The organism is Mesorhizobium sp. B2-5-11 (genome assembly GCF_006440835.1).
In the GTDB taxonomy this organism is placed as follows: domain Bacteria; phylum Pseudomonadota; class Alphaproteobacteria; order Rhizobiales; family Rhizobiaceae; genus Mesorhizobium.
Genome location: NZ_VFUK01000005.1, coordinates 491,320 through 506,009, shown reverse-complemented (window position 1 = coordinate 506,009; position 14,690 = coordinate 491,320). Strand labels below are relative to the sequence as shown.

The 14,690-nt window shown below is 62.9% G+C and carries 14 protein-coding genes; 6 read left to right on the top strand and 8 right to left on the bottom strand.

Annotation, left to right across the window (positions count from 1 at the left end):
• Nucleotides 1-68: 68 nt before the first annotated feature.
• From FJ490_RS19115 to FJ490_RS19100, 4 genes are all read right to left on the bottom strand, one after another.
• The gene (locus FJ490_RS19115) at nt 69-362 is read right to left on the bottom strand and encodes a GYD domain-containing protein (protein WP_140728589.1); all 294 of its coding nucleotides are present in this window, start codon (nt 360-362) and stop codon (nt 69-71) included.
• Nucleotides 363-571: 209 nt separating this feature from the next.
• A complete protein-coding gene (gene rpoD, locus FJ490_RS19110; RefSeq protein WP_140495911.1) occupies nt 572-2,596 on the bottom strand; it encodes an RNA polymerase sigma factor RpoD in 2,025 nt (674 codons plus the stop codon).
• Nucleotides 2,597-3,117: 521 nt separating this feature from the next.
• Nucleotides 3,118-5,052: a DNA primase gene (gene dnaG / locus FJ490_RS19105; RefSeq protein WP_140631952.1), complete on the bottom strand. Its 1,935-nt coding sequence runs from the start codon at nt 5,050-5,052 to the stop codon at nt 3,118-3,120.
• Nucleotides 5,053-5,193: 141 nt separating this feature from the next.
• A complete protein-coding gene (locus tag FJ490_RS19100) occupies nt 5,194-5,589 on the bottom strand; it encodes an RcnB family protein (protein WP_140495913.1) in 396 nt (131 codons plus the stop codon).
• 247 nt (nt 5,590-5,836) lie between these two features.
• On the opposite strand from FJ490_RS19100, the gene FJ490_RS32735 reads away from it, so the two are divergent.
• The 4 genes from FJ490_RS32735 (at nt 5,837) to FJ490_RS19085 (ending at nt 9,376) form a co-directional block, all read left to right on the top strand.
• The gene (locus FJ490_RS32735; protein ID WP_181165210.1) at nt 5,837-5,983 is read left to right on the top strand and encodes a hypothetical protein; all 147 of its coding nucleotides are present in this window, start codon (nt 5,837-5,839) and stop codon (nt 5,981-5,983) included.
• Nucleotides 5,980-7,641 carry a Na/Pi cotransporter family protein gene (locus FJ490_RS19095; RefSeq protein ID WP_140495914.1) on the top strand — a complete coding sequence of 554 codons (1,662 nt, stop codon included), beginning with the start codon at nt 5,980-5,982 and terminating at the stop codon, nt 7,639-7,641. Before FJ490_RS32735 ends, FJ490_RS19095 begins: the two co-directional genes overlap by 4 nt.
• Nucleotides 7,642-7,859: 218 nt before the next feature.
• Nucleotides 7,860-8,069, top strand: coding sequence for a DUF2061 domain-containing protein (locus FJ490_RS19090; protein WP_140495915.1), 210 nt, complete (start codon nt 7,860-7,862; stop codon nt 8,067-8,069).
• Between the two features lie 122 nt (nt 8,070-8,191).
• Nucleotides 8,192-9,376, top strand: coding sequence for an MFS transporter (locus FJ490_RS19085; RefSeq protein WP_140686120.1), 1,185 nt, complete (start codon nt 8,192-8,194; stop codon nt 9,374-9,376).
• Nucleotides 9,377-9,490: 114 nt separating this feature from the next.
• On the opposite strand, the gene FJ490_RS19080 is transcribed toward FJ490_RS19085, so the two are convergent.
• On the bottom strand, nt 9,491-10,048 hold the full coding sequence (locus tag FJ490_RS19080; protein ID WP_140631944.1) for a GNAT family N-acetyltransferase: 558 nt from the start codon (nt 10,046-10,048) through the stop codon (nt 9,491-9,493).
• A gap of 52 nt (nt 10,049-10,100) precedes the next feature.
• Nucleotides 10,101-10,805: a DNA helicase gene (locus tag FJ490_RS19075; protein ID WP_140728588.1), complete on the bottom strand. Its 705-nt coding sequence runs from the start codon at nt 10,803-10,805 to the stop codon at nt 10,101-10,103.
• 290 nt (nt 10,806-11,095) lie between these two features.
• On the opposite strand from FJ490_RS19075, the gene FJ490_RS19070 reads away from it, so the two are divergent.
• Nucleotides 11,096-12,085 carry a hypothetical protein gene (locus FJ490_RS19070; protein WP_140516982.1) on the top strand — a complete coding sequence of 330 codons (990 nt, stop codon included), beginning with the start codon at nt 11,096-11,098 and terminating at the stop codon, nt 12,083-12,085.
• Nucleotides 12,086-12,131: 46 nt separating this feature from the next.
• Here FJ490_RS19070 and pcaD read toward each other — a convergent pair whose 3' ends face one another.
• A complete protein-coding gene (pcaD, locus tag FJ490_RS19065) occupies nt 12,132-12,923 on the bottom strand; it encodes a 3-oxoadipate enol-lactonase (RefSeq protein WP_140582023.1) in 792 nt (263 codons plus the stop codon).
• Between the two features lie 100 nt (nt 12,924-13,023).
• Between pcaD and FJ490_RS19060 the strand changes: the two genes are divergently transcribed.
• Complete coding sequence (locus tag FJ490_RS19060) at nt 13,024-13,950, top strand: LysR family transcriptional regulator (RefSeq protein ID WP_140686119.1); 927 nt, start codon at nt 13,024-13,026, stop codon at nt 13,948-13,950.
• Between the two features lie 36 nt (nt 13,951-13,986).
• Here the strand turns inward: FJ490_RS19060 and FJ490_RS19055 are convergent, their stop codons facing one another.
• Nucleotides 13,987-14,436: a GatB/YqeY domain-containing protein gene (locus FJ490_RS19055; protein ID WP_140728587.1), complete on the bottom strand. Its 450-nt coding sequence runs from the start codon at nt 14,434-14,436 to the stop codon at nt 13,987-13,989.
• Nucleotides 14,437-14,690: the final 254 nt, after the last annotated feature.

Here is a 14,690-nt window from a genome sequence, read left to right as displayed (position 1 = left end):
CACCGTCTTGCCGCAAGGCGCCGTCGAGCCGGCACCTGCTCATCGGCTCCGGAACGTCCCGATTTGCATCATCCAAGCGACGAGATGATCTCGCGGTAAGCAAGGTCCGGGAAAGCCTTCAGGGTCCGTGACTTGACGTTGCCGCCCGCGGCCAGCATCAGCGCGAAACGCGCCAGCACCGCATCGTCGGGCGCTTCGACCACCGCCACCATGTCGAATTCGCCCATGGTCAGGTAGAACGACTTGAACGATCCCCCCATCTCGCCCAGCTGCGTCTTGGCGGCATCGAGGCGCTTGGGGGATTCGCGCACGTTCTTCGCGCCCTGCTCGGTCCAGTTCATCAGCATGATGTAAGTCGTCATGGCACGCCTCCTCCGGGGCCACGGAGCACGGTGCTCAGGCCATGGCGATGTCGACACGGCCTCGACCGGGGCGGGCTTCCCGGGCTGTCGCCCAGAAAAATGCATCCGACACGAAATTATCCTCCCTAAGGGCGCGTGCCGCAATGGCGAGCGCCAAAGAAAAAGGGCGCCACGATGGGCGCCCTTGATCTCTTCACAATCGGTAGGCCTCAGCTATCCAGGAAGCTTCTAAGCTTGCGCGAGCGGCTCGGGTGCTTGAGCTTGCGCAACGCCTTGGCTTCGATCTGGCGGATACGCTCGCGGGTGACCGAGAACTGCTGGCCGACTTCCTCGAGCGTATGGTCGGTGTTCATGCCGATGCCGAAGCGCATGCGCAGCACACGCTCCTCGCGCGGCGTCAGCGAGGCGAGCACGCGCGTGGTGGTCTCGCGCAGATTGGCCTGGATCGCCGCGTCGATCGGCAGGATCGCCATCTTGTCCTCGATGAAGTCGCCCAGATGCGAATCCTCCTCGTCGCCGACCGGCGTTTCGAGCGAGATCGGCTCCTTGGCGATCTTCAGCACCTTGCGCACTTTTTCGAGCGGCATTGCGAGCTTCTCGGCCAGTTCCTCCGGCGTCGGCTCGCGGCCGATCTCGTGCAGCATCTGGCGCGAGGTGCGCACGATCTTGTTGATCGTCTCGATCATGTGCACCGGAATGCGGATGGTGCGCGCCTGGTCGGCGATCGAACGCGTGATCGCCTGCCTGATCCACCATGTCGCGTAGGTCGAGAACTTGTAGCCGCGGCGATACTCGAATTTGTCGACGGCCTTCATAAGGCCGATATTGCCTTCCTGGATCAGGTCGAGGAACTGCAGGCCGCGATTGGTGTATTTCTTGGCGATGGAGATGACGAGGCGCAGATTGGCCTCGACCATTTCCTTCTTGGCGATAGCCGCTTCGCGCTCGCCCTTCTGCACCTGGTTGACGATCTTGCGGAATTCCAGGATCGAGATGGCCGTTTCCGTGGCCAGATTCTGGATCTCGGCGCGCAGATCCCTGATCGCGTCCTTCTCGTTCTTGGTGAACTCCTTCCAGCCGCGCGAGGTCAGATTGGCAATTGAGCGCGTCCAGTTCGGGTCGAGCTCGGAGCCCTGATATTCCTTCAGGAACTCCTCGCGGCGCACGCCATAGCTTTCGGCGAGACGCAGAAGCTTGCCCTCGTTCTGCACCAGGCGCTTGTTGATGTCGTAGAGCTGCTCGACGAGCGCCTCGATGCGCGCCGTGTTGAGCGACAGCGACTTCACCGCCTTGATGAGCTGATCCTTCAGCTCCTTCAAGCGGCGGTCCTGACTGGGCGACAGCGTGCCGGCCGCGGCCAGCCGGTTCTCGACCTGCTGATCCTGCAGCTTGCGCAGCTTCTTGTAGGTGTCGGCGATGACGTCGAGCGTTTCCATGACCTGCGGGCGCAGCTCGGCTTCCATTGCCGCCAGCGACAGGCTGGCCTCGTCCTCGTCCTCCTCGTCGTCATCTCCGATGCCGCGCGTGTCGGCGCCGACATTGGTGATGTCGTCTTCATCGTCGCGTCCGCGGCGCGGCTTTTCCTCGACCTTGGGCGCTTCCTCGACGCGCTCCACCACCGGCGCCTGCTTGGCCTCGGGGCCGGCATAGGTGGCTTCGAGGTCGATGATCTCACGCAGCAGGATCTTGGATTCGTTGAGCTCGTCGCGCCAGATGATGATGGCCTGGAAGGTCAGCGGGCTTTCGCACAGGCCCGCGATCATCGTCTCGCGGCCGGCCTCGATGCGCTTGGCGATGGCGATTTCGCCCTCGCGCGACAACAACTCGACCGAACCCATTTCGCGCAGGTACATGCGGACCGGATCGTCGGTGCGGTCGGTCGGCTCTTTCTTCGTGGTTGTGGCGGCGACGGCGGTGCCGGTCTGCTCGGCCAGTTCGTTGGCGTCTTCCTCGGCATCCGCCGCGGTGTCGCCGGCCTCGGCCTCTTCGCCCTGCTCGTCGTCCTCGACGACGTTGATACCCATGTCGGACAGCATCGCCATCGTGTCCTCGATCTGCTCGGAGGTCACTTCCTCGGAGGGCAGCACCGAATTCAGCTCGTCCATGGTGACATAGCCGCGCTTCTTGGCGGCCTTGATCATCTTCTTGACAGCATCATCGGAAAGGTCGAGCAGAGGGCCATCGGTGGCGCCTTCGCGTTCGGTCTCGACCTCTTCCTTTTCCTTTGTCGCCATAGTCTTTATCTTCTCCTAGCGGCCCGACATCGAGGCCGCGCAAGCTGTCGGACCGGTCAAATCGGCTGGGCTCGCTTTTGCAACGCGCTTCACCGGGCCAATAACTGCATCATCTCTTTGTTGGTGCCCTGTCGTCGCCCAAAACCGGTTTCCATTTTTGGGCGACATGCATTAAGTCCAGATTAACCCTGATATCTGTGGCAGGCTGGCTGCCTGTCCAGTGACCAAGACCTCACATCGCTGCTTTTCCCGTCGACGCGGGTGCGGGTTAACGTTTCGAATCGTCCTGATTCCGCCATTCTGCCGGAAGGTCAAGCGCCTCTCGCATGATTCGCATGAAAAAAGCGAATCAATTACCCGACTTAGCGCGGTCCGGCTCTAGAAGATCCATGACAACGCCGTCTTTCCTGCACTTGCTGGCATGAGCCCGTCCCAACCCTCGGGCCGAAATGAGCTCCGCCTTTCTTCTACTGGAGTATGATCGTTCCCGAAAACCGGGTCCCGCTTTTCGGAACCATGCTTCAGGCCCGACCAGCCCTGCCCGACGAAACACCGAAGCCTTCGATCAGCGCTTCCGTCGCTTGTACATCCCGAAATTGCGCTTGAATTTCGATCAGATGGCGGAAATTCTCGTCCGAAGGATCCGCATCCATCGCCGCTTCCGCCTGTTTCAGCTCCTTATGTAAGGTGCGCGCGCTGCGCTGCAAGTGCAGCGCCTGGTTCAGAGCGTCGCGGGCATCCTCGAGCGCTGCCGTCTCCAGCGCCGGCCACTGCCGCGCCCGCCTGATCAGGCCGACGGCACGCTCCCAGATCTCGGCGCAGCCGGCGCGCTCGATCGTCGCCACCACGGCGTGGCGGTCATTGGCCATGTCATGTGCCATCGCGTCGAGGATGGCGCCGTGCAGCCGCCTCAGCTCGGGGTTGGCGAGATCAAGGAACTCGACATGGGCGAAATTCTCGTCGATCAGCGCCGGGTGGTTGACCAGTGCCACGATGATCGTCGCTTCGCGCACCGACATTCCTTCGTTGCCGCGCTTGACCAGTGCCGACTGGCCGAGACTTTCCGTGATGGCGATGCGACCACCGCCGGCTTTAGCGAATTGTCCGCCGGGAGCGGGCGCCTTGCCCTGCCCCGGTTTCCAGTCCGGACGACCTTGCCGCGTTGCGCGCTGAGAACCGAAGAAGCTCAGCACGCGCTCGCGCATGTCCTGCTGGTAGTGATATCGCAGGCTTTCATCACGGATGCGGCTGGTCAGTTCGCGCAGCCGCTTCTCCAGTTCGGCCCGCCGCTCCGGCGTGTCGAAGACGCCGCCCGCCGTCTCGCGCATCCATAACAGATCGGCAAGAGGACGCGCTTCCGCCAGCACGGCGCGGAAGGCATCCGGCCCCTCCGCCTTGACCAGGTCGTCGGGATCCTTGCCTTCCGGCAGCAGCGCGAAACGCGCCGTGCGCCCGGCTTGGACTACGGGCAGCACCATGTCGGCGGCCCGCCATGCGGCCTTCAGCCCGGCCTTGTCGCCGTCGAAGCACAGCACCGGCTCGGCGGCCATACGCCACAACAGTTCGAGCTGGTTTTCGGTTAGCGCCGTGCCGAGTGGCGCGACGACATTCTCGAAGCCGGCCTGCGCCAATGCGATGACATCCATATAGCCTTCGACGGCGATGACCGTGCCGCCCTTGGCCAGCGCTTTTCGCGCGCGGGCGAAATTGTAGAGCACGTTGCCCTTGTGGAAGAGCTCGGTATCGGGCGAGTTCATGTATTTGGCGAGCGCATCCGGCGCCAGCGCTCGCCCGCCGAAAGCGATGACCTTGCCACGCGAATCCGGAATCGGGAACATGATGCGGTCGCGGAACCAGTCATAGGAGACCGGAATGTCATCGCCATGGCGCACCAGCCCACAGGCCTCGATATCGCCCTTCGGCACGCCCTTTGCGGCCAGATGCTCCTTCAGCGCATTGCGGCTGTCGGGCGCATAGCCCAGCCGGAACGCATGCTGCGTCGCGGGCGTCAGTCCGCGGTCGCGCAGATACGCACGGGCCTTGGCGCCCTCCGCGCCCTGTAGCCGCTCCTGGAAAAAGGCAGTCGCCATTTCCATGACGTCGGTAAGGCTGGCGCGTTCCTTCTCGCGCCGCTCCTCCTGCACGTCGCGAACCGGCATCGGCACGCCGGCCATGTCTGCGATCTTCTCGACCGCCTCGGGAAAGCTCAGTCCGTCAAGTTCGGTCAGGAACTTGAAGTGATCGCCCGAGACCGAGCAGCCGAAACAATGATAGCGGCCCTTCTTGTCCTCGCAATGGAAGGACGGGCTCTTCTCGCCATGAAACGGGCAGCAGGCCCAATAATCGCCGCGCGACGCATTGGTCTTCTTGCGATCCCAGGCGACGCGCTGGCCGATGACCTGCGAAATCGGCACGCGATCGCGTATCTCGTCGAGGAAGGCGGGCGGAAAGCGCATCGGGGAACTCGTTTATCCCCCATATAATCATGCCCGCGAAATCCGGCGACCCCTAATGCTGACGATGCCCGGTTTCCACAGGGCAAAAGGAAAGGCGGCCGTTGCGGGCCGCCCTTCCTCCAGTCTGGCACTATCGGGACTTTACTGCGCGGCAATGGCGCCAAAGATGATGCCGGAGAGGGCGCCGACCAGCACATAGTCGTTGCCGACGCGGATCCATTCCTGGCCACGGCCGGGACGATGCAGGCCGTAGCGACCATAATCGCGGACCGGCTGATGCTGCCGCCAGCCGGAATATTTCTGGCCATTGCGCCAGTTGTTCCGCTTCACGACGACCTTCTTTTGAATGATGCGCTTCTGGATAACACGCTTCTGGATGACGCGCTTCCTGACATCCCGGTTGGTAGGCTTCTGCCAGTCGACATTGGTATAGTTCGACTGCGGCGCGACCGGCGCATTGAGCGGTGCGGCCTGGCCCGTCAGGGACGTGGCGGCCAGCATCGAGAAAGCAAGACCGGAAAGAACAATGCGTTTCATGAAGGAATCTCCTTGGTTGTCGATGCCGCAGAAATAGCCGTCGAAGAATGAACCGAAACTGAACATGAGCATTACAATTCCGTAATGAATCCGAAGCTTTAGACCGGTTGGTTGAACATCCTCGCAAATTCCGAGCGAAGGGCGGGCGGCAACACCGGCCTATCCGCCGCGTCAAGGCGGCGAGGCTCATGCAACCATTTCGGCATCCGTCCATTCTCCGACACGGCCCGTCGCGCGCGGAGAGCCCTTGAAATCGACAAATTTTTATTATCCGGCTAAAATATTCGAGCTATTATCGGCCAACGTCATGATCATGATTCGCACCCCTCCTCTTTCTCCCGACCGCCGCGCTGCCCGTGTCGCCGGCCTTGTCCGTATCGGTGCGCCGCAATGAGCGGCTCCGTGGTTCTCCTGCATCTGGCCGGCGCCGTGGCGCTGATGCTGTTTGCCACGCGCATGGTGAAGACCGGCGTCGAGCGCGCCTATGGCGACGTGCTGCGCCACAAGCTGCGCGCCACCATGCGCAATCCTGTCATGGCGGTGCTGGCCGGCACCGGCCTCGCTATAGCGCTGCAGAGCTCCACCGCCGTCACGCTGCTGGTCGGCTCCTTCGCGGGCTCCGGCATCGTCTCGGGCGCGGCCGGGCAACTGGCCGTGCGCGGCGCCGAGATCGGTTCGGCTCTGGTGGTCAAGCTGCTCACCTTCGATCTCACGCTGCTGGTGCCGCTTTGCCTGATCACCGGCACGGTCATGTTCATGGCCACCGAGCGGCGCGACTGGCGCCAGACCGGTCGCATCCTGGTCGGCATCGGCCTTTTGATCCTGTCGCTGGAAATGATCGGTCAGGCATCCGAGCCGCTGCGCAACAGCCAGTTGATGCCGGTCATCATCAATTACTTCTCCGGCGATTCCATCACCGCCTATCTGCTGGCGGCGCTGATCACCTGGCTGTTCCAATCGAGCATCGCCGCGGTCCTGTTGATGGCGACGCTGGCGGGCCGCGGCCTGATCACGCCCGAACTCGGCGTCGTCCTCATCCTGGGCGTCAATCTCGGTTCGTCGATCATCGCGCCCATGCTGACCCGCTCCTCCGGCCCCGAAGTGCGCGTCGTGCCGATCGGCAACCTCTTGATGCGCGGGCTTGGCTCGCTGGTCATGCTGATCCTGGTCATGATCTTCAGGCCGCATTTCGCGTTCCTTGGCGCGACGGCAGCGGACCAGATCGTCAATGCCCACATCCTGTTCAATGTGCTGATCCTGCTCGCCGGCCTGCCGCTGGCGGGTCTCGTCTACCGCGCCTCGGAGAAGATCGTGGCGCTCGGCACCAAGACGCCAGCCGCCACGCTCGACGTCGTCGAACTCTCGGCGCTCAACGAAAGCGCGCTCGACGTGCCGAGCCAGGCGCTGGCCAATGCCACCCGCGAGGTGGTGCGGGTCTGCGAGACGGTCGAGATCATGCTCAAGCGCATCATCGAGCTCTACGAGAGCGCCGATGCCGACAAGATCAAGGCGCTGGCCGCCCTTGACGACCGCGTCGACCGCAAGCACGCGGCGATCAAGCTCTACCTCGCCAAGGTCACCAAGAACCCGCTGACCGAGGACGAGGCGTTGCGCTGCCAGGAACTGATCGGCGCCTGCGTCAAGCTGGAGCAGGTCGGCGACATCATCGTGCGCAACATGCTGGTACATGTGAAGAAGAAGTTCGACCGTGGACTGGAATTCACCGACGAGGGTTGGAGCGAGCTGTGCGCCTTCCACGCTTCGGTGCTCGCCAATGCGCGGCTTGCCTTCAACGTGCTGGTGTCGCGCGATGCCGAGACGGCTCGCCAATTGGTGCTGGAGAAGGAACGGCTGCGCGACGCCGAAAAAGAGACCAGCGCCAGCCATTTCCTGCGGCTGCGCGAAGGCACTGCCAAAAGCGTCGAGACCAGTTCGATCCACCTCGACACCATCCGCGATCTCAAACAGATCAACTCGCTGCTGGCATCGATGGCCTATCCCGTGCTGGAAGAACGCGGCCTCCTCGGTGGATCCAGGTTGAAGGCGAGCTGATCAACGACATCTCTCCCTTCTTTGAGATACCTCATCCCACCTCGCTTTGCGACGCCACCTCCCAACAAACAAGGGCAGAAGGAAGAGCGCCGCACTCTGTCGAAAAAATTGTATTGCGGCAGAATTGCATGGCGTCGGTCCTTCGGCGGCAAAATTGCCATTGCCGCGTTTCCATCGCTCGGGCTAGGCATATCAGCCAAAGCTTTCGGAGGAGATCGATGGACACCCATTCGCGCAGTTTCGCCAAGGCGCTTTCGTGGCGCGTGACCGGCACCATCGATACGATGATCATCTCGCTGGTGGTGACCGGAAGCGTCAAGCTGGCGGCCGCCATCGGCGTGACAGAAGTCTTCACCAAGTCGCTGCTCTATTATTTTCATGAGCGGGCATGGTTGAAGGTTCCTTATGGACGCAAGACCCCGTTCTGAACCCGGGGTCAAGATTTTGAACCCGGAGATCAAGAAAAGCTAAAGCGGCGACAAAGATTTCTGGATTGCCGGCAGCGCGCATCCGTGGTTTGAGGCCTGCATTCGAGGATTTAATTCCCGCCATGTCGCTTCCGCTCATCGCCCTGTTCATCGCTGCCTTCGCTTTCGGCACCACCGAATTCGTCATCGCCGGCGTGCTGCCGCAGGTGGCGCAAGGGCTTGGCGTTTCGGTTCCGACATCGGGCTATCTCGTCTCCGGCTATGCCTGCGGCATCGCCATCGGCGGTCCGCTTCTGGCACTTGCCACCAAGTCCTTGCCGCGCAAAACCTTGCTGCTCGGCCTGGCGGTCGCCTTCACCATCGGTCAGGCGGCCTGCGCGCTGGCGCCCGACTTCACCTCGATGCTGCTTCTGCGCATTGCCGTCGCAGTCGCGCATGGCGCTTATTTCGGCGTCGCCATGGTGGTTGCGGTCGGGCTGGTGCGCGGGGACCAGCGCGGCATGGCGGTGGCCGTCATCCTGTCGGGCCTCACCGTCTCCAACGTGATCGGCGTGCCGGCGGGCACTGCCATCGGCAACATCTGGGGCTGGCGCGCGACCTTCTGGGTTATGTGCGCATTGGGCGTGGCGGCCACGCTTGCCATGGCAGCCCTTTTGCCGCGCACCACAGGTTATCAGGCCAAACCCGCCGGCCTCGCCCGCGAGGTCCGCGTGCTTGCCCGCCAGCAGGTCTGGACCTCGCTGATCCTGATGCTGATGCTGATGATCGGCCAGTTCGGCCTGTTCACCTACATCACCCCGACATTGATCGAGATCACCGGCCTCGACGAGAACCTGGTGCCCTGGGTGCTCTTGCTCAACGGCGTCGGCGCCACGCTTGGCGTCTTCCTCGGCGGCAGGCTAGCCGACTGGAAGCTGATGCCCTCCCTGATCACCATGCTGGCCCTGCAGGCGGTGACGCTTGCGGTGATCTATGCCGTCAGCCCCTATCCCGTGCCGATGATCGTGGCGATCGTCATCTGGGGCGGCCTCAACTTCGCCATCGGTACGCCGATTCAGACCCGCATCCTGTCCTGGACTGCGGATGCCTCGAACCTGGCCTCCTCGCTGATCCCATCCGGCTTCAATGTCGGTATAGCGCTCGCGGCATCGCTCGGTGCTGCCATGCTCAATGGCGGTTACGGTTATCGCAGCCTGCCGCTGCTTGGCGCTGTGGCGATGCTCGTCGCCGTCGCGGTGGCGCTCGCCTCGCACATCTGGGAGTGGCGCAGCAACGCCACGCCACCGCTGACGGCAGCGGCTGAGTAGATTATCCGCGTCAGGACATCCACCACCGATCATGCCTGATCCGGGCGTCCACCGGCGCAAGCACGACGCGATGAACAGTCATGTCTCGCCCGGCGGCTGCGCAGCTCCAACGCATTACAGATCGATGCGGAACCGCAGGGTCTCCGCTCCGCCATAGGCGGCATCTTCGAGGAAACGTTCGACCAGTCTGCCGCCGTTGGCCAGGATCACTTTGTGCGAGGCCGGATTCCCAGGTTTTGCGGTGATGTCGACATGAGCCAGGCCGACCGCCCTCGCCTCATCCAGCATAAGCCGCAGCGCTTCCGTCGCGTAGCCGCGTCGCTGTTTCCACGGCACCACGGCGTAGCCGATATGGCCAAGCACGTGCGGCGGCAGCGCCGACGTGCCCTTCTGCCAGCGCAGGCCGATCGAGCCTGACGTCTCGCCGTCCCACATCCAGCGCCTGAAGCCCGGCAGGCGCGGGACCTGTCTGCCGTCAGGCAAGGTGATCGGCGGCCCCTTGGCCTCGGGATCATCGAGGCTGGCCAGGAACGCCGCCGGATCCTCCTCGATTGCGGCAAGCTGCTCGCGAGCTGCCTCCATGAGCCGTACATTGTCGGGCGACCAGCCGCGCTCGAGCGCAGCCTTGTAGGACGCCAGATGCTTGAGCCCGGGCTTGACGATTTCGATCATGATCCATGCTCCCTCGCAGGCCAAGCAGGCATAGCGATGGCCACTGGAACGCTCAAGCGGGCTGGAAGCGGATCGCGCCCTTGTTGAGGAAACACGCTTTGCTGAACAGCGACAGATCCAGCGGGTTCGGTAGCCGAACGTCGCTGATATCGGGAAACGGCTTCGTTGACGGATCGTAGGAGCGGTCGATCTGCGAGATGAAGACCAGGATCACGCCCCTGTCACGCGCAAAAGCCTTCAATGTCCGGACCTGGTTCATCAGCTCCGGATTTTCCCGCTTCTGGTCGAGCAGTTGCAGATAGTCGATGACCGCGAGCGTCCCGCGCGCCACCGATCCCAACACCTCGACGATGTAGTCGGCGCTGATGGCTTCGGAAGTGTCGGACGCGAACAATCGGTCGAACTGGGCGGGGTCCGCCCCGATGGCGCGAAACCGGTCCAGCACATCGCGATGCGTGTATTCCAACGAGAAGAACACGCTGCGATGGCCACGCTTCATGGCTTCGACCGCGAGCTCGAGGCTCATCAGCGTCTTGCCGTGGCCTGGTCGCGCACCGACCAGAACCAGGTCGCCGGGCATCAGCCGCGAGAACAGCCTGCCGGCGGCCGTCGTCTCGGCTGCCTTGGCCGCAAGCAGACTCCAACTCGCAAAACCTTCGCGGGCTGCAACACGGTCAAGCGCCTGATGGAGCGGAATCTTCTCCTTGCGGGACAACAGCCTGGCTTGACGCTTCAGATGGTAAATGGGCGCAATCATCGCAAACCTCCTGGTGCGAGCAGTCTTCGCAACCCCTCCTTATGCTTGGTGCTCGAACAGTCGGTTCGATGATCGGATTGCCCCGCATGAATGATGCTTTCCCGACGGAGGGAGGAGGCGTGGGCGCGCCGGAATCAGACAATACCCCAATGCTGACCGGTCGAAAACGCGCATACGTGCCGGGAATGCTGAACAAGATGTGTTTCGCCGGCCGGCATAAGCCGATTTATGATCGTGCCGGGGGTGATTCACCGCCAAAACACAAACGCTTCGACAGGAGAACGGGTCTGGTGCGGTTGAGATCTATCCCGCTGGGTGTCGTCGCCAGCCTCTTCCTCGTTGTCGTCGCTTTGACGGCACGGTCCTTTGCCGCGCCCTCGGCCATTCCGGCCTGGCTGCAGGCCCATGTCGGCGAAGGTGATGGCCAGATCTCAGCTGTGGTCCTGGAGCGGGCCCGAGCGCTTTACCTGAAGAAAGTCGGCGCAGGAGCCGTTAACAATCCCTGCTACTTCGCCATGGATGCGACGCGCCCTAGCGATCTGGGCAACAACAAACTGGGTCACCGTTATTACATCATCTGCGAGGCCAGCCAGGCGTTTCGCGCCGTTTCGGCGGGCCACGGCAGCGGCCGGAATCTGAAGGGCGTCGCAGATTTCGCCAATGGCAAGCGCTGCGCGAAGAACTTCGGCAATGCGCTGGATTCGTCACTGACCGCCGGCGGCGCCTATATGACCGGCGAGGCGAAAACCTCGTTCAAGGGCTATTATCGCACCGCAGCGAAGCAGGACGTGGCTTTCATGCGTACCTTCGTGCAGTTCGATGGCGAGGGCGAGGCCGCGAACGCCAGGCAGCGCGTGATCGGCGGGCATCCGGCGGAAGTGCTGAAGGGAATGTGTCTTCGCAAAGACCCGGCCAGCTCGCATGCCGACCATGACGGCTACGTGCCGTTCGGCAAACTGGTGGATTATGCCGGCGGCCGCAGCAATGGCTGCACCAGTTGGTCGGCGGCGGATGCGCAGCAGATCATCCCGATGGTGAAGGACAATCCGACTACGCTCTACATCTACCCTGAATCGCGCGACATCGCCGCCGTTGCGCAAATCGTGGCGGCGGGCCGTTCGCTGTCGGACGCTGGCCCCTATTGGAACGCATCCTGCCTGAAGGAAATCGGCACGCCGAAATTCTGGCCGCGAAAGACGCTCGAGCCGATCATTGCCCAATACAGGAAGGACCACCCGGCACCGCCGCCGCAGCCGGTGCCGATCTGCAAGGAGCCGTGAGGTCCGTCCCGGCTCCGGGGATGCGGGGTCTACGGGATCGCATCCCTCAGCGCAGAAAATCGAACACCGCCTGCATGAAACCGGATGGATATTCGACATTCGACAGGTGAACCGCCGGCAGGACGACCAGTTTCGCGCCGGGCACCGCCGCGGCGATCAGTTCGCTGTGGCTGGCCGCCGTCACCGTGTCGTGCTCGCCGGCGATCACCAGCGTCGGCCGCGAGATCAGCGCCACGGTGCGGCGAAGGTCGGCGTCGCGCACCGCCGCAAAGAGGCCCGCCAGGCCTTGCCGGTCGATGGCGAGCAGCATGGCGCGAAATTCCTCGATGACGGGCTCGTTGGCCGCCACCATTTTTGCCGGGAACCAATTGTTGAGGAACGTTTCGGCGGTTTCGGCCATGTCGGGCGCCTGCCGGACGGCGGCAATGCGCTCGTCGAAATAGCTTGCCGGTCCGAGATGCGACGAGGTGTTGCTCAGGATCAGCCGGTCGATCCGCTCCGGCGCGTGGATGCCGAGCCATTGCCCGACGAAGCCGCCCAGCGACAGGCCGAGGAAATGCACGCGGCCAAGGCCGAGCGCGTCGAGCAGTTCGATCACGTCGCCGCCGAGCCGATCGAGCGAATAGGCGCCGGCCGGCACGCTCGATCCGCCATGGCCGCGAAAATCATAGCGCAGAAGATGGAAATGCCTGGACAACTCGCCGACCTGTCCATCCCACATATGCAGCGTGGTGCCGATGGAGTTCGACAGCATCAGAACCGGCTTTCGCGCATCGCCGTCGAAACGGTAGGCGATGCGCGTGCCGTCGCCAACAGTCACAAAATTCAGCTCACTCATGATGAAAGATCCTTCTGGAAGGGTTGAATGACAGAGCGTAGTCAGATCGTTGGTTTGTTGATATTACAAAGTCAGGACAATCTCTGTAATCAAAGCTGACATGGCTGAATTCACCTTGCACGACCTGCAGTGCTTCGACGCCGTGATCCGCACCGGCGGCTTTCAGCCGGCGGCGGCCCTGTTGCATCGTTCACACCCGGCTGTATTCGCCGCTGTCGCCAAGCTGGAACGGCAGCTCGACCTCGTTCTCCTGGACCGCAGCGGCTATCGCGGGCGCCCGACCGAGGCCGGGCTGTCGTTCCACCGCCGGGCGCAATCGCTGCTGCGCGAACTGGAAGGCCTGCGCGTGCATGCCGCCCAGCTCTCGATGGGCGAAGAAAGCGAAATCCATGTGGTGATCGGCGACCTATGCCCACGACCGCAGGTGCTGGGCCTGCTCGGGCGGTTCTTCGCGCAATGTCCCGGCACGCGTCTGCACCTGCACTTCGAGGCCGTCGGCGGCCCTTGGGAACGCCTTTTCGACGACGAGGCCGATCTGGTCCTGCACTGGATCGACAAGGGCGATGCGCGGGTGGAATGGATCGATTTGTGCAAGGTGCCGTTCATTCCCGTGGTGGCACCGGGCTTTCTGCCGGAGCGCATCGAGCCGCCGATCACACCCGACCAGATGCAGGCGCTCACCCAATGCGTGATGCGCGACACTGCCCGCCATTCACCGCAACAAGACTACTTCATGGTCGAAGGCGCGCCGCAATGCCTGGTCGCCGACCAGGGCATGAAGAAGGAGATCATCCTGCAGGGCCTCGGCTGGGGCCACCTGCCACGCTTCCTGATCGAGGAGGAGCTGCGTGATGGACGCCTGCGGTCCATCGCCGGCCCTCATATGCCGGGCCGCACCGACGAACTGGTGGTTGCGCGTCGCCGCGACCGTCCCCACGGGCCGGTCGCCAACCGTTTGTGGGATCATATCCAGCAGGAGGCGCCAGCATTGCGCCACGCGTTGGAGCCCCAGAAGGTTGTTTTATAGGCAGGCGAGCGCTGGCGCTCGCGCTCGACGCGCCGACTATTGCAAAAGCCCCTTGACGATGCCGCTTGCCTTGCCGAAATCCATCTGGCCGGCATATTTCTGCTTCAGCGCCGCGATCACCTTGCCCATGTCTTTCTGGCTGGCGGCACCGGTCGCCGCGATCGCCTCGCGCGCCGCGGCGGTGATGGCGGCATCGTCGAGCTGCGTCGGCAGGAAATCGCGGATGATCTCCATCTCGCTGCGCTCCTGCGCGGCCAGTTCCGGACGCTTGCCGTCTTCGAAGGCCTTGGCCGATTCTTCGCGCTGCTTCACCATCTTGGCCAGGATCTGCAGGATCTCCTCGTCGCTGGCCGGTTCCTTGCCGGCACCGCGATTGGCGATATCGCGATCGTGGATGGCGGCCTGGATCAGCCGCAATGTCGGCAGCCGCTGCTTGTCCTGCGCCTTCATCGCGCTCTTCAGGGATTCGGCGATTTTTGCGCGCATCGTGCTCTCTCCTTCGGTCGGCGCGGACAATAGCGCCGGCTGCAGACCAACGCAAACCCTGATATGTCGAGGCAAGCCTATGATATTGCTCAATGAAATAAATCGCAGCAGCATTTCCCATCATCATTGACCGACCTGCCCCCTTCCCCTATGTACTGGGCCTTGCATGAACTGAAGCTTGAGTGCGTGGAGGCCGCGAATTCGCCGCTCCGCGTCGTTTGCCGCGCAAATGGTCCGCCGGGCCAGTTTGAAGC

Excerpts from the sequence above, each read along its gene's own strand:
- FJ490_RS19115 (WP_140728589.1), bottom strand. The coding sequence starts at position 362 with ATGACGACTTACATCATGCTGATGAACTGGACCGAGCAGGGCGCGAAG.
- rpoD (WP_140495911.1), bottom strand. The coding sequence starts at position 2,596 with ATGGCGACAAAGGAAAAGGAAGAGGTCGAGACCGAACGCGAAGGCGCC.
- dnaG (WP_140631952.1), bottom strand. The coding sequence starts at position 5,052 with ATGCGCTTTCCGCCCGCCTTCCTCGACGAGATACGCGATCGCGTGCCG.
- FJ490_RS19100 (WP_140495913.1), bottom strand. The coding sequence starts at position 5,589 with ATGAAACGCATTGTTCTTTCCGGTCTTGCTTTCTCGATGCTGGCCGCC.
- FJ490_RS19095 (WP_140495914.1), top strand. The coding sequence starts at position 5,980 with ATGAGCGGCTCCGTGGTTCTCCTGCATCTGGCCGGCGCCGTGGCGCTG.
- FJ490_RS19090 (WP_140495915.1), top strand. The coding sequence starts at position 7,860 with ATGGACACCCATTCGCGCAGTTTCGCCAAGGCGCTTTCGTGGCGCGTG.
- FJ490_RS19085 (WP_140686120.1), top strand. The coding sequence starts at position 8,192 with ATGTCGCTTCCGCTCATCGCCCTGTTCATCGCTGCCTTCGCTTTCGGC.
- FJ490_RS19080 (WP_140631944.1), bottom strand. The coding sequence starts at position 10,048 with ATGATCGAAATCGTCAAGCCCGGGCTCAAGCATCTGGCGTCCTACAAG.
- FJ490_RS19075 (WP_140728588.1), bottom strand. The coding sequence starts at position 10,805 with ATGATTGCGCCCATTTACCATCTGAAGCGTCAAGCCAGGCTGTTGTCC.
- pcaD (WP_140582023.1), bottom strand. The coding sequence starts at position 12,923 with ATGAGTGAGCTGAATTTTGTGACTGTTGGCGACGGCACGCGCATCGCC.
- FJ490_RS19060 (WP_140686119.1), top strand. The coding sequence starts at position 13,024 with ATGGCTGAATTCACCTTGCACGACCTGCAGTGCTTCGACGCCGTGATC.
- FJ490_RS19055 (WP_140728587.1), bottom strand. The coding sequence starts at position 14,436 with ATGCGCGCAAAAATCGCCGAATCCCTGAAGAGCGCGATGAAGGCGCAG.